The sequence below is a fragment of the Hassallia byssoidea VB512170 genome (assembly GCF_000817785.2).
Lineage (GTDB): Bacteria > Cyanobacteriota > Cyanobacteriia > Cyanobacteriales > Nostocaceae > Hassallia > Hassallia carrinoi.
Window position 1 is genome coordinate 116,403 of record NZ_JTCM02000008.1, and the last position, 15,052, is coordinate 131,454.

The following is a 15,052-nucleotide window of genomic DNA, read 5'->3' on the forward strand; positions in this document are numbered from 1 at the left end:
AAACAACACTCACACACAAGTAAATTAGGTTTAAAACAATGTTGAAGAATTTTGCTTTCGGTATTTTGGCTGCTGCTTTAGCTATTGCTCCTGGTGCAGCATTTGCAGGTCAAGGTCAAAGCAACGTCCAAGTTACCACACAAGAAGGTGCTGCAATCAATGGTAGCACCAACGCTCAAAGCTCCGTCAGCACCAACCGCCAACAACAAATTCAAAACGCACAGAAAAAAGCTGGTGGATACCGTGGTAGCTACTACAGCCCATACAACCGCAAAGGTAACACAAACCAATCTCAAAACTCTAGACAAGGTACACACCAAAGCGGTACAGCGATTGACGGTTCTGTGAATGCTCAAGATAGCACAACCCGCAACAACCAAAGCCAAAGTGTTCGCGGTCGCTAATTATTAATTGAGTTATTAGGCGTTGCATTCATTGAAGGAATCAGCCAAATTATTTTGCTTCTAGAGCAACGCCTGCTCGAAATCACTAAGAAATTTCAGATCGGATTCAAAAATATGTTGAAGAAAACTTACGCTTTTAGTCTTTTAGCCGCAGCAATGATTATAGCACCATCTGCTGCCTTCGCAGGCGATTCAGGTACTCGCCAAGAGCTTAATCAAAGTGCTACTTCGATTAACAACAGTCGAGTCGATCAAGCAGCTAGTCAAACAAGCTACCAGTACCGCACCAATGGAGCCGGTTCTCGCTACGGCAACAAATACTGTGGAGGAAACCAGCAATCACAACGCTCAAATCAGCGTCTTGACCAAAATGGTGTAGCGATCAATGATAGCGTTGTCAGCCAACGTGCCAGCCAAGCAAACTTGCAACGTCAAGCAGGCGCCGCTCAACGGTACTGCCGCTAAAGCACTTGTGTTATCAGCTTAAGCTATCAAGTTTCAAACTTAAAATGCTGTGGCTGGTGACTAAACCCTTGATTAATTCTACTGCCACGAGAAAGGCGTTGTTAAATAATTCTTGCAGCGCCGGGATCCGATAAGCAAATTGCTTTTAAGTCGAATTAGTCTGGAGTGCGATCGTGTGGTGTGGTGCTGACAGCTTTTTAACAGGGGTATTACCGATTTGCTAGCTTGCGAAGCAGAAAAAAAAATCGGTTTTTTCTATTAGGAGAGTGATTCAGCCATGTTTCCCAAACAAACAGTTTCATTACTAGCAGTCTTGTCTGCGCTAATTGCATTACCAAGTGGAATTGCCAGAGCCGGTGACATTTTCGTTCAAACTGATAACGTTCAAGTCTCGGTTGGCAATGACAGCGGTATCCGGATTAACAACACTCCCACACACAGGTTCAAGTCTCCCCGTTGGCTTTCTGCACCGATCGCATCACCTCGCGGCATTGTCACAGCAGGTAACACCATAGTTGAAACTGACGACGTTATGGTCGATGTTGATGACTACGACGATGACGACGACGATATCAGGGTTAACACAATTCCCAGAAGAACTATTATTCGCACTCCAGCGCGGATTTATCGACCAAATAATGTTCGGACTTACGGAATTTGGAAAAACCCCCGCTCAACTGCGTCTATGCGGTGTAGGACAAGCACTCAAAGGCATAGTTCCGGCAGAGCAGTTAACCGCAGTTATAGTTCGACAACAACAACAACTTGTCAATAGTTCACCTCCTTGTTTATTTCCATTAGGATACAACCATGAATTTAAAATTACTTTCTCTCGGTGTTTTCTCAGCTGTAAGTGTATCTCCTTTCTTGATGCCTTCGTTTACTCCTAAAGCTGCGGCTGGATGTGTTGCAGTTGATGTGGCAGCGCAAGTAGCGGTTGACGGTTCCAGAACACGTTCGCAATCGAATAATGTTAACCAACGCTTTGACCCGAATTGCAGTGGTGGCAGTGTCACCAGCGTCGGCAACCAAGTTTGTGTTTCTACCAAGTGCGAACAAAGACGGACAAGCAATCAGTCTGTTAGTGGAAACGGTGGATACAACACTGGTGGTCGAAATATTAACATTAAAGTAAATCCTCGAGTGCATGTATACAACCGAGCTGCTGACCCCAACTTTCTTAACAAGAGATAAATTAGCCCAATATTTATAGATTGGGTGTAACGATTTTAATCGTTTTGAATTCCCCTTCGGGGGAATTTTGCCATAATTACTTTCTTAACATCACTTTCGGGAGTTTCCCTCCTTGAGCAGTTGGGTTTAAGCTCATACTATATAGTCAGGGGAGTTAATCTAATAATGAAAAAAATTTTCATGGTTTTCGGAGGCAGCGTTGCTTTTCTGATAGCGACGATGTTTGTAGTTCAAAACTTAACTCAAAGCAACCAAAATCAAAATACTTTTCTCAGGTCAGATAACACTAGTATTAACTCAGACAGTACAAGTGTTAACTCAGCTACCAATAACGACGATGATGATATGCAAGATAGAACTTTTATTAACCAACAAAACGATCAATCATCTCAGTATCAACGAAGCACTCTCAATGTGGATGCAGCCAGTCTTAGTCAACCTCATATTCTCAGCATTAATAGCTCTGCAACTCAATTGAGAGGTGAGATTCTTGTTGATGGTAAAGTGGTGAAAAAACTGAACAAGAACAGTTCTGAGGTTAATCTCTCACCTTATCTATCAATGGGGCAACACAATGTTGAAATAACTGCGCGTTATTCTCCCCCAACCTCTGGGGTGAATGTTCAAATAAACGGTCCTGGCACAAATGTCGCTCAACAAAATAGCGGTGATGGTGCTTTGAATTACAAAATTGATGTTAACGTGCAATAGCACGAATCAAGTTTTGTTTAAACAACTCAGATGAGAAAATTTCTCGCCAAGCCGAATTGAAAGGTTGACTTGCAATTGCGGTTAATTCATCAGTGCAGCAAGCATTGTTCTGACCACGACTTCCAATTCTTCAGTCACTCGATAAAGATTAATTGCTTGTTCAATACTTTGTTTTTGTCTATTTAATATACCAAATTGCCAAACATTACCTGTAGTTACTGCTCCCAATATTTCAGCTTGAGTAGAATCAGTCCATTTATCGAGAGCTATCATCTCAGTCGCTAATTGTATAAATCCCCTATTTATATCTCCTTGCTTGGCTGAAATCACAATTAAATTTGTTGTTGTTCGCAGATAATAATCCAAATTTCCTTGAAGTTTATTATCAACTTTAATACTGTATTCTATTCGTAATTTAGCGTGAGAATAATGGATTAAATCAGTAACAATGGGCGCAATTAAAATTTCCCGACGAGTAGCTTCGTTCTCTAAATCTACAAAAGGTAATACTTCTTCAATCCGTTGTTTTAGATCGGCAAGTCTGTCTAATGTACCAGAATATTGCGGTAAATTAAGAAATTTACGCTCGAATGAATAACCAAATTCAGCTACTAAATCATCAACTGCAAACCCTAATTCAAAGTAATTGCTAAAAGTATATGAGCGATTTGGATCTAACAATGGTAAGCGGCTCATTGAATTCCTCCAATCAAGCAAATTACGCAGTAATTGATTTAGGATGAGGACTTAAGTCCTCACTACGAGTTTATTACGAGCCTATGATTAAGTAGTTCTAGTTGCTTGTAATTGATTTTCTAGATTTGCCCGCAACCGCAAGTCTGCGACTGACCAAATCCAAAACTTGTTAGAACATAAGGCAAAATCATCATGTTTATGGGTAACGATCGCATCTAATTCTTGATAAGTAGCACAAACTAATTCTACAGCAGATTCAAAATCTCGAAGTGGTGAGGAGCGTGCTTGTTGTAAAATTGTTTGATCGACAGTACAAATCTGAATTTTATCTTCTAACCAATCAACTACTATTTCTGCTATTTTAGTACTTTGAAAACGACTTGCATAATCGTAAATTTTTTGCCAACCAACATCTGTTACATACATTTGTATTGACGGGTGTACTCTATCCAATAGTTCCCTGACGTTTCCGACAAATTCGGTGCGATTAATCAAAGCTTCTAAAATTAAATCAGCATCAACTAAAATCCTGATCACTTTAACCCCCCAGAAGAGCTGAAATTTGTGTGTGTGAAGACGCAGATACCATTTTTTTGGTATTATTTACACTTATTTTTGCTAATTTACAAATGACTGCGAAATACTGACGTAAGCCAAGCAAAAAGAAGCAATAATTAAACCGCATTAACTGAAAAGGCAATATCTAATTTTTATATGTACATACTTATATAAGAATATTTCTGATTTGATTTGACTTAATCCTATTGGCAAAAAAGAGATGCTTGGTAAAGAAAAAGAGGTTTTCTTTCTTAGCGATTATGGCAAAAATTACAGCTTTAGTACGGTAAATGGAAATGACGACTGATAATTTTTGTAGTTCCTAGCTAATAGATGTATATCCAAAGACATAGAGGGTAAATAAATTTGTGATTTTCTCATTTTAATTTTCTTAGATTCACATAGATAAACAAAGTGAAAATAGGCATAATTTTTCCGAAAAAATAAGAATTAGCATAATACTAAGATGAATTGTTAATGTAATCACTTTGGACACACTATCACAAGAGTTGTAAATATTAGTTTGGCTTTTAATAGGGAAATAAGTTTATTTCTTGGACTTAAGTAGCAGATAATATAGTTGTCCATTACTGACTGTTACGCCAGCGCGATCGCCTGCCACTTTCCCAGTACCTAAAAAATAATCCACCCTTCCCGCACCTTTAATTGCACCGCCAGTATCTTGATCGAGAACGTAACGACTGACAACTCGATGCTCCATTTCACCGCTACCCTTGACAAAGGGAAAAGGAGCGCGAATCAACGCTAAAGCACCAGGAGGCATGATAGATTTGTCTGTAGCAATTGAACGCTCTGGAGAAAGTGCCACTTGGATAGAACCTTGTGCTGCTGCACCGAAGTTTTCTTTAAAAAACACAAAGCTGGGATCGCGGGGAATATAGACATTTAACGCTTGTGGATGCTTGTGAAAATAGTTGAGGATAATTGGCATTGTCATCCCCTCTAGGGGTAATATTCCATCATTCGCGAGTTCTCGTCCGATGCTTTTGTAGTTGTAAGCTGTATTACCGGCATACCCTACAGTGGTTTGTGTGCCATCGGTCAGCTGAAGTTTGGCAGAACCTTGGATTTGAATCATATATGGTTCTAAGCGATCGCGAAACCAAAACAACTCTAAACCCCGCAACTTACCATTTGATGCTTGCAAACCATCAACTCCTTCAAGTTCCGCTCGTGTAGGATGAGGTCTAGACCAAGATTCGATATCAGCAGGCAATTTATAAATCGGATAGCGATACTCAGCGGTAGGAATGCGACTTGCAGCATAAAGTGGTTCATAGTAAGCTGTAAACAAAACGGAACCTTTGTTGTCTTTACCGATTGACTGATAAAGAACAAATTCGCGCTCAATAGCTGCATGAAGTTCTGTAGCGGATTTAGATTTTAGCAGCAGTTGACGGAATCTTTGCAGACTTTTGCTGACGCGATCGCGTGTAATTCCCGGCACTTGATAGTTTTTGTAAGCAGCATCAGCATTACTAGTTTGCAAATATCCCAAACTGCGATCGATAGCTTGTATTAGTATCTTTTTATCTGGTAATTGAGTGTTTTCACCTGTAAATAAAACTTGATCCAAACAAGAGGTATCACCCTGACAACAAGCAACCGGCGACCTTTCAACAAGTACTGGGGATGCTTGATTTTTGCTTTTCAACGGCACTGGTAGATCCCACTTTTTAACTTGACATTCTGGTGGACTGAGTTCCCGCTGCCCAAAAGTTTGCATCCGTACTAAAAGTATTAACAGAACCACGGGTATGCTGATGATGAATGGCAGAGTCTTTTTCATCTAGAAAATGGATATGTCAAATAAGAAGGAAATTTTTAATTCCCCAGTCGCGTTACTTAGAAAACTACGGTTTTTCATTTAACCCCATAACTCACTTTTTTGATGAAAAAGCGTTGATTTTCGGTTTCTGCCAAAAATCACTTTTATGTAACCAAGCTGAAAAATGTCTCAGTGAGAAAGCGCGATCGCGCTTTTTTCAGCTTTGGTGTATTTATATGATGAGGTTGGGAGATTTATGCAAGTTCCGGAAAAATTCGTTACATTTTTTAACTTAAGCTCTGCGAATAACTTGAATCGAGCGATTGGAGCGGGTATGCTTTGTGGATAGAGGAACAAGAACAGAAAAAGAAAAAATAACAACGAGTTGAAACAAACGACACTTGACGCTTTGCTAAAAGCTTACGCTCAATTACAGCGAATTATTGACGAGTTATATGAAGCCTCGGATGCAGCCTTGGAAAACAATGACCTTGAGGACGCAAGGAGTGCTAGGTACTACAGATAAACTTTATGAAGAGGCTGAAAAGTTAGAATTTGTAATTTCAGAACTAGAGGAAAGATGAAAACTGTAGAAGATTTAAGGAATCGTGCTAAAGAACTTAGTAAGCAAGCCGTTGAACTCAGACGTAAAGGTTCTGAAGTATATGAAGAAAACGCATTGCAAGCCAAACACTTTAGACAACAAGCACTCTTTAGCTATGAAGCGTTGTCAAGTACTGATACAAGAGTTGAAACGTTCGCTTTCTTCAAAGTTAAAAACTGCCAATCCGGATTATAAGTGATTAAACGGACATCATATAAGTTATTTTTGGGCGATCGCGCTGCGTTGTGAAAACCCCTGCACCTGTCCTTTGTTCGGATAGATGCAGGGGTTGCGTGTTTATAGCCTAAGTTAGTAAGTGCTTCACAAGCATTTACTAAGTTGTTAACAAGATGTTGTCGTTATGGAACTGTAAGTGCGGTTAACCGAAGTACCAGATCTGTTGCTTTGAGTGCTTTGCTGGGTTATTTTTCTGCCATTACAAATATTTGGCGTCGATCGAGAATTTTTCCAAACGCTGTAACGCTGGTTACGATTTGGTAGAACACGTATCCTTGAAGTGGGTACGCGACGGCTAGGAACGATAATTGTTTGTTTGGGAGTCGAGTTAATTATTGTAGTACCGTCTTCACTAACTCTGACTCTCATGTTGCCGGTCTGAACGTCAATGTCCTCTGCGGTGGCAATACCTGCTGGTAATATTATCAAAGCAGAGACTGCTAATAATGAAAGTGTTTGTTTGATAATCATGGCTTTATGACTCTATTAGTAGAAAAGACTGATTTTTTTCTGCTTTGTTCGCAAGCAAATCAGCAAAACTTTAGGTATGGTAGTAAAAAATACTCAGTCCGCGATTTTCTGCCCGAAGTCTATTCATTCATATTGCGGTAGGTTGCTACTGCTGAAGGCGATATCCGGTTTAAATATCGGAAGATCCAGTATTTAAAGATGGTATCTAAAATTACTGGGAATGTGGCTATAAACAAGAAAATGAAACTGTGATTTCCTGGTAGTCCCCAATGACGCGATACACCCTCTAAAATCACTTCCCATCCATGAGGTGAGTGAAATCCGACAAAAATATCGGTAAACAAAATGATAATAAATGCTTTGGCGCTATCACTCAGACCATATACTATATTATCGAAGAAATCTTTGATAACGGCAATGGAGGGTTTACTCACAAGCATTAGCCAGATGACAGCAACAACCGAGCAAAGGTCAGCAAAAACATTTTTAATCGCACTTGAGCTTTCGGCACGAGATTCTTCGGCAATCTCCCGCGCTTTTTCTTTTACGTGGTTTTCCATCTCCTCTGGAGGTAGGGGGGTTAATCTGCCTATCAGAATGTCGAACTTTGTTCTCTCTTCAAATTTTTCTAGTGCTTCGAGTGCTTCTTCTTCCATTTCATAATTGATGAAGATTCCGGTTTGCTCGGAACTTCTAAAACTATCAACTATCGGTCCGACAACTAATGTTTTTGATAGCTGATGAGTTAGAATTGGCACTATAATTAATAGTAAAAAAAATCTGACAGATATAATTGTTCTTCTTTGCGCTTGACGAAAGTTTTTAACAACATCTTCTTCTGAGCGAGGATCTAACTCAACTTGTAAACGAGTGACAGTACTTAAAATCGAACGAGGCAATATTCCGGTTGAATTTGCCTTACCTCGTGGTTTTTTATCCCAACCTTTGCTTGATAACTTTGCTGATAATGGTGCGGGTGCAATGTCTGGTGCGATCGCTGAATCTAGTGGAATAATTTCCGGCTTGGGTTGGGTAACTAAATCTGAAGAAGTTGTTTCGTAATCAAAATTGGTGTATTTTGCGATAACTTGATCGATAAATCTCAGCTTTTCTAAAATTGTTGCCGGATTAGCATATTCTATCCCTGCTTTAATCGCAGCTTTTTGATTGGATTCACTGAGAAAAAAACGGCTACCTTTAAACTCTGTCAACCGCATCCGAGCAATTCTTAATTGCTTTTTCAAATCTGACTCAAAATAATCCATCATGCTACTGGTGTATTTAGATGAATTAACGTCTATTTTATTACCATCAAAATATTCGTCTTCTATAGCCTTAATCTGTAACGCCGCTTTGTAAGCTTGATCTAGAGAACGTTCTGCTGTCAGTAAGTACCATCGGTAAGCAGCTAGCAGAAAATTGTATACTTTTTGGCTTAAAACAGAAATTTTCATCGTCGGCAATCATCCAGCACTTTTTGGTGATTATTAACTTTAAGTTAACGCATAAGCTATAATGAGAGATTAACTTCGGAGATGGTTTGTGGTTTCTGATTCACTTTGGATTGTAGGCGCTAGCCGCAGTGGTAAGACTGCTCGCTTGGTGAAGCAGTTCTGTAATTGGGTACAAACGGAAAATCCAAACCCTGAATTATTTTATACTAAAAAATCTCAGAAAAAAAAAGATTTAGGCAGACAAAAACACCCGTATCTCCAGCAAACAGAACCAGCAGTTTTAGTGTTTGCCGCCAATGACGATAATCGGCGACAGTTGGCAGATAGAATTGTTACATCAACTCAGGGAAAATATCCAATTAGGGCTAAGACGATCTTGGGTTTTTTTCAGGATGAGATTATTTTATTTTGGCCCCTATTAATTCAATCTTTACACTTAAAAGCTCAATTTCCGGTAAGATTACGTCCAGAGACTGAGCAAGAATTAGCAACTAAACTTTGGCGATCGCGCTTGGATGAAGACTTTCTCCAAGCTTTGGGAGGTTCGGAGTATCGCGGTGTGCGTCGCATCCTAGACTTATTACAATTAGCAGCTTATAGTGGTGTTCCCTGCGAAGATATTAGCCAAATTTTGACAAAAGCTATATTACCGCAAGAAAATACGGTAAATTTAGACCCGCAATTGTTAGGGACTTTGCTTTTAGATTGGCGTAACTGGTGTTTGGAAAGGGGATTGTTGACTTATGGAATTATCACCGAACTTTGGTGTCAACATTTGTTAAGCGATCGCCTTTATCAAGAGCGCTTAGTCAAACGTTATCAAGCAGTGTTAGCAGATGACGTAGATGAGTATCCAGCTGTAGCACGTCGTTTGTTTGACTTTTTGTTAGATGAAGGTGCTGTAGGAGCTTTTAGTTACAATCCTGATGGTGCAGTACGTTGGGGATTGGGAGCAGATCCGAAATATTTAGAAGAGTTAGCAAGGCGTTGTCGAGTAGAAATTTTAAATCAACCAGCAGAAAACAGCCTTGCAGATACGCTTTCCGCGCCGATGGTGGAATTAGTCACGCAATCGATGATGCTTTCGAGTTTACCAGAAGTAGTGCGATCGATTCAAACAACTTCCCGCGCTCAACTGTTGCGGCTAACAGCAGAGGAAATTGTCAAAGCAATCAAATCTGGGGAAGTCGAAGCGGATCAAGTTGCAATAATTGCACCTGGTTTAGATGCGATCGCTCGTTATACCCTAGTAGAAATTCTCAGCAAGCAAGGAATATTTTTAGAATCCCTCAACGACCAACGCCCCTTGATAGCTTCACCGGTCATCCGTGCCTTACTTACACTCATGGCACTAGTTTATCCTGATTTGGGACGCTTGGTAGACCGAGACGCCGTAGCGGAGATGTTGGTTGTTTTGAGTAAGGGATATAGCGAAGGGGGAGAGGGGGAGAGGGGGAGACAAGGAGAGGGGGAGACAAGGAGACAAGGAGAAAGGGAAGATGAATTATTTCCTTCTTTGTCTGCTAGTCATTATATTGACCCAGTAAGAGCGGGATTAATAGCAGATTACTGCTTTGTGCCGCATCTCGATCGCCCGAATTTGCTTGCTGTTACCGCTTTCGATCGCTGGGATAGAATCGGCTATGCAGCGACGAGAGCGTATACTGAGATATTAGAGTGGATAGAACAACAGCGATCGCAACAAGAATTACGACTTATCCCCAGTCCGATTTCCTTATTAGATAGAGCAATTCAACGCTTTTTGTGGAATGGTAGCAACCTTCCCTACGAGCAATTAGCCGCACTGCGGGAATTACTGGAAACCGCCCAACATTACTGGGAAATTGATACCAGACTCCGACAAACCCCATTAGGAGACATGGGGATGGGGGCAGGGGGAGCAGGGGGAGATGAGGGAGCAGGGGGAGCAGGGGGAGCAGGAGGGGGACAAACAAGAATTTCTTCTTTATCTCCCTTATCTCCCCCCTCACCCTCTCCCCCCCTCTCCCCCTCCCCCCACTCCCCACTCCCCATTCCCCACTCCCCATCCCCCACCGTCGGTGAATTCATTCAACTGCTGCGTCGGGGAACTATTACCGCGAACCCTTACCCAATGCGTCCGGTGGGACCAGCAAGCAAAGCTGTCACTTTAGCTACTATATTTCAATATCGCGCAAGTAGGCGATCGCACCGCTGGCATTTTTGGCTGGATGCAGGTTCACCTTTATGGTCAAAAGGTGGTGCAGCAACGTTGTTTGGTGCCCCTTTCTTTCTGCAACAGAGATTAGGGCAACCTTGGACAGCAGAAGACGAGAAATTATCAGAAGAACAGCGACTGCAACGGATTTTGGCAGATTTGCTCTCTCGTGTATCCGAAAAAGTGTATTTGTGTCACAGCGAATTAGCCGTGAACGGACAAGAACAACTCGGTCCGTTATTGCCTTTAGTGAATGCTTGCGTATCAGTTATTACTGAGCCGACAAAAGCACCGACACCCTAGCGCTGGGTGCGGCTATATGAGCGTCTACCGTTGAGCGCAAGTAGGAGAAGCAAACCCAGAAGCATTAGACGCCGAGGAAATCAGCGTAACTTCCCCCGTCTGATTATTAAATACCCAACCTGTAGCCGGGACAATTTCCACAGCTTTTGGTTTTGAGGATGATAAGGCTACCGATGTTTTTGAAGGTTGCTGCGTTACAGTTGCGGTGAGGCGAGTATCTGACCATACTACATCGCTACTGAGGAAATCGTCAGGGCTGGGGGGCAAACCACCGCGTCCGGTGACGGTGAATTCGCTTCCGTTTTTTTTGGCGATCGCAGCACAACTAGTGTCAACAAGTCGCGAAACATCGGTTAGACCTGTGGGTAGTTCCACTAGTCCTTGGGTGGGGTCGATGTCGGGTGTATTGATAATCACCTCACCGCTGAGTCCAAATTGAGAACTAGCAGTAATATCGCTTTGTGGTGTGGGTTGAAGACGCGCTTCAATGCCAAATAAGCCTTGTGAAGTGATATTAACCCTGCCACCCTTTCCGGTGAAAGCATTTGCCGTAATGTCGCTATTTTCGTTATCGATAGCAACGATAAAGGGTGTATTGATAGTGATATTACCGCCATCGCCACCTGATTGAGTCAACCCCGCAGTTGTGGAAATACTGCTGTTACGACGTAACAGTAAAAAATCTGCGGCTGTTAAGTTAATATTTCCACCATTGCCAGAATTAGTTGATGCGGCAATAATACCTTGGTTATCTAGTCGGACAGAACGAGTATTAATATTGATATCTCCAGCGTTTCCCTGTCCGGAACTGCTAGAAGTTAATGCTGCACGGTTGGTAATAGACAGATTTTGGGCAGTAATATTAATGTTGCCACCCTCACCTCTGCCTACAAATCCTTCTTCTGCTGCGACTTGAGTAGATATTGCACTACTAAAACCACCAGAACCTACTCCATCAAGGGAAATTGTACCACCAGCATTAACTGAGACATTTCCTGCATTTCCTTGTCCAGCAGTATCAGCCCTGATCTGACCGCCACTTTTGATAATAATATCGCCAGATGTATTAATTTGGAAATTCCCAGCATCGCCTTTGCCCAAAGTAGCAGTAAATAATTGAGCATTGTCAGATAACGAGAAGCTACGTCCTTGAATCTCAATATCTCCACCACTACCTATTCCTTCTGGTGCTACGCTACTCAATAAGTTAGCCCGATCGGAAATCGAGACATTCCCCCCTGCACGAATGGCTATCTTACCAGCATTACCTTGTCCAGAGGTAAAAGTTGCCACTGAAGCATTTTTGACGGTAAAGTCATCTATCGTATTAATCGAGATATTTCCAGCATTACCTCTGCCAGAAGTGAATGTAAATAAATCAGCACCGTCAGACAAAGAGAAACTACGCGCTTGGATCTCAATATCACCACCATTACCCACCCCTGAATCTAATATACCGCTAGTAACTGCACTACTTGTGCGATCGCTACGTCCGGAAATCAAAACAGCCCCACCAGAGCGAATTGTTATCTTACCAGCATTACCTTCCCCAGAACTAGCAGCACTTACAAAAGCACCTCTAGTGATAGAAAAATCATTCGCTGTATTGATTAAAATATTGCCAGATGAACCCTTCCCCCCAAGGTTGGTAGCACCAACTTGAGACTCATCGGTTAAAGAAAACAAACCAGTTTGAATATTGATATTTCCAGCATTACCCACCGCTCCAGCTGACACATTGGTGGTGATACCATTCAATTTACCTGCTAAAAAAACAGAATCAGTCGCTTGTATAGATATGTTTCCACCATTTCCTTGTCCAAAGGTGGTAGCAAGTAAACTAGAGTTATCAGTTAGGGAGAGAGTTCTGGCTTGAACATTGATATTTCCTGCATTACCCACCGCTCCATCTGCCACATTGCTGAAGATAATACTATTTGCCAGAGAAACAGAATCAGTCACTTGTACAGATATATTTCCCGCATTTCCTTGTCCAGAGGTGCTAGCAAACAAACTAGAGTCATCAGTTAAGGAGAGAGTTCTGGCTTGAACATTAATATTTCCACTATTACCTACCGCTCCAGGTTGCACATTGCTGAAAATGTCCGCATTTGCCAGGGAAACAGCATCAGATGCTTGGATGAATACACTACCAGCATTTCCTTGCCCAAAAGTACTGGCACTTAGTAAAGCACCATTACTCAGTTCAAAAGAGCCAGATTTAATATTGATGTCACCACCATTACCGATTTCAGCCGTTCTTAAACGACTCAAAATGGCGCTGCCAAATTCGTCTTTTACACCAGAAATAGTGACTTTACCTGAAACATCAATATTCACATTTCCTGCATTTCCACGCCCACCAAGAAGTGTTTCATTTGCCGCTTCTACATTAGTTATTAATTGAGCGCCATCAGTCAACGTGAGTGATGCAGCTTTAATATCAATATTACCGCCATTACCCACACTTCCAGCTTGCACAGTGCTGAAAATGTCACCGTTAGTAAAGGAAACAGCATCAGATGCTTGGATGAATACACTACCAGCATTTCCCTGCCCAAAAGTACCGGAACTTAGTTGAGCGCCATTTGCTAAGGAAAAGGAACCAGATTTAATATTGATGTTACCGGCATTACCCGTCGCTCCAGTGCCTACAGAACTGCTAATTCCACTAGTAAGTCCGTTTCTTTGCCCAGCTATAATCACCTGACCAGTGACATCAATATTGACATTGCCTGCATTTCCCCGACCCCCTAAAAGATTATTCTGGGTATCACTCCTACGCAGTATAGTTTGCAGTTGAGAGCCATCAGTTAACGAGAGTGAAGATCCCGTGATATTGATGTTACCACCATTGCCTACTCCCCCAGCTTCTACAGTGCTGAAGATATTACTACTACCAGCAAGAGAAACAAAATCCCTAGCTTGTATGGATACATCACCAGCATTTCCCTGCCCAAAAGTACTGGAACTCAGAGAAGCGCCATCTGCTAATGAAAAGGAACCAGATTTAATATTAATGTTACCACCATTGCCTACTCCCCCCGCTTCCACAGTGCTGAAGATATTGCTACTACTAACAAGAGAAACAAAATCTCTAGCTTGTATGGATACATTGCCAGCATCCCCTTGTCCAAAAGTACTAGCACTGAGAAAAGCATCATCGGCTAAGGAAACTGACCCAGCCGTGATATTAATACTACCTCCCTTACCCACAGCTTGAGCTTCTACACGGCTTAAAATGGCGCTGCTTCCGGCTTCACCCACTCCAGATAAAGTCAGAGCATCACGAACATTAAGATTAATATTGCCTCCATCCCCTTGCCCAAAGTTAGCAGTATTTAAGCTACTGCCGTTAATTAGGGCAAGGGAGCCTGTAGTAATATTGACGTTGCCACCTTTACCGAAAGATGATGTTTGAGAGACATTAGCAATAAAGCTGTCATCAATTAAAGTCGTTGACCCTGTAGCATTAATGTCAATATCTCCGGCTATGCTTTCAGGTGTACCATTGCCCGTGTCTATCCCCGCTCTTACTTTACTTGCTCCCGCCAAACTCAAGTTTTGAGCATTGATGGCAATACTACCAGCATCACTCCCACGGACATTCACCTCAGCACCATTGGTTAAAGATACATTCGCCTTAGGCACATCGGGAACACCCAAGCTAAGTATATTCCCTGTGAAATTTAACCCAACATTCCCAGGTGCAGCTAATCCGGCTAACTCGATGCGTCCGTTATAAGCTCTCAGGCTTCCACCATCAACGTTGACATCGCCACCCACCAATAGTAAACTCCTACCATCTGGCACTCTCAAGCCTGTAACTTCAACACCAGCTAAATTCACGCCTGCGGGTGCAGTTGAGCTATTTGTAATTGCTGCGGGTGAAGGTTGAAGAAACAGCAATGCGGAAGGATTGATTGTCAATAATGGTGTGGGTGCATTTGGAGTAGTTGCGCTGAAAAT

13 protein-coding genes are annotated in these 15,052 nt (G+C 41.9%); 7 read left to right on the forward strand and 6 right to left on the reverse strand.

Going from position 1 to position 15,052, the window contains the following annotated elements:
• Positions 1-38 precede the first annotated feature (38 nt).
• The 5 genes from PI95_RS06565 to PI95_RS06585 all read left to right on the forward strand — a co-directional run bounded on the left by PI95_RS06565 (position 39) and on the right by PI95_RS06585 (position 2,774).
• Positions 39-404 carry a hypothetical protein gene (locus PI95_RS06565; protein WP_163518659.1) on the forward strand — a complete coding sequence of 122 codons (366 nt, stop codon included), beginning with the start codon at positions 39-41 and terminating at the stop codon, positions 402-404.
• 114 nt (positions 405-518) lie between these two features.
• The gene (locus PI95_RS06570) at positions 519-869 is read left to right on the forward strand and encodes a hypothetical protein (RefSeq protein WP_063842466.1); all 351 of its coding nucleotides are present in this window, start codon (positions 519-521) and stop codon (positions 867-869) included.
• Positions 870-1,146: 277 nt separating this feature from the next.
• Positions 1,147-1,644, forward strand: a complete 498-nt coding sequence (locus tag PI95_RS06575) for a hypothetical protein (protein ID WP_039753288.1) — start codon at positions 1,147-1,149, stop codon at positions 1,642-1,644.
• A 35-nt stretch (positions 1,645-1,679) separates the two neighbouring features.
• Positions 1,680-2,063, forward strand: coding sequence for a hypothetical protein (locus tag PI95_RS06580; RefSeq protein WP_163518660.1), 384 nt, complete (start codon positions 1,680-1,682; stop codon positions 2,061-2,063).
• Between the two features lie 165 nt (positions 2,064-2,228).
• Positions 2,229-2,774, forward strand: a complete 546-nt coding sequence (locus PI95_RS06585; RefSeq protein WP_039753285.1) for a hypothetical protein — start codon at positions 2,229-2,231, stop codon at positions 2,772-2,774.
• Between the two features lie 81 nt (positions 2,775-2,855).
• Here the strand turns inward: PI95_RS06585 and PI95_RS06590 are convergent, their stop codons facing one another.
• The 3 genes from PI95_RS06590 to mltA all read right to left on the reverse strand — a co-directional run bounded on the left by PI95_RS06590 (position 2,856) and on the right by mltA (position 5,838).
• A complete protein-coding gene (locus tag PI95_RS06590) occupies positions 2,856-3,470 on the reverse strand; it encodes a hypothetical protein (protein WP_039753283.1) in 615 nt (204 codons plus the stop codon).
• 87 nt (positions 3,471-3,557) lie between these two features.
• Positions 3,558-4,007, reverse strand: coding sequence for a PIN domain-containing protein (locus PI95_RS06595; protein ID WP_039753282.1), 450 nt, complete (start codon positions 4,005-4,007; stop codon positions 3,558-3,560).
• 568 nt (positions 4,008-4,575) lie between these two features.
• A complete protein-coding gene (gene mltA / locus PI95_RS06600; RefSeq protein ID WP_052325827.1) occupies positions 4,576-5,838 on the reverse strand; it encodes a murein transglycosylase A in 1,263 nt (420 codons plus the stop codon).
• Between the two features lie 559 nt (positions 5,839-6,397).
• On the opposite strand from mltA, the gene PI95_RS06605 reads away from it, so the two are divergent.
• On the forward strand, positions 6,398-6,616 hold the full coding sequence (locus PI95_RS06605) for a hypothetical protein (RefSeq protein ID WP_236116952.1): 219 nt from the start codon (positions 6,398-6,400) through the stop codon (positions 6,614-6,616).
• A 147-nt stretch (positions 6,617-6,763) separates the two neighbouring features.
• Here PI95_RS06605 and PI95_RS06610 read toward each other — a convergent pair whose 3' ends face one another.
• Complete coding sequence (locus PI95_RS06610) at positions 6,764-7,129, reverse strand: hypothetical protein (protein WP_163518661.1); 366 nt, start codon at positions 7,127-7,129, stop codon at positions 6,764-6,766.
• A gap of 119 nt (positions 7,130-7,248) precedes the next feature.
• Positions 7,249-8,592 carry a proton extrusion protein PcxA gene (locus PI95_RS06615; protein ID WP_201280318.1) on the reverse strand — a complete coding sequence of 448 codons (1,344 nt, stop codon included), beginning with the start codon at positions 8,590-8,592 and terminating at the stop codon, positions 7,249-7,251.
• A 79-nt stretch (positions 8,593-8,671) separates the two neighbouring features.
• On the opposite strand from PI95_RS06615, the gene PI95_RS06620 reads away from it, so the two are divergent.
• Complete coding sequence (locus PI95_RS06620) at positions 8,672-11,083, forward strand: hypothetical protein (protein ID WP_039753280.1); 2,412 nt, start codon at positions 8,672-8,674, stop codon at positions 11,081-11,083.
• Between the two features lie 24 nt (positions 11,084-11,107).
• Here PI95_RS06620 and PI95_RS06630 read toward each other — a convergent pair.
• On the reverse strand, positions 11,108-15,052 hold a 3,945-nt coding region (locus PI95_RS06630), incomplete at its 5' end, for a beta strand repeat-containing protein (protein ID WP_163518662.1).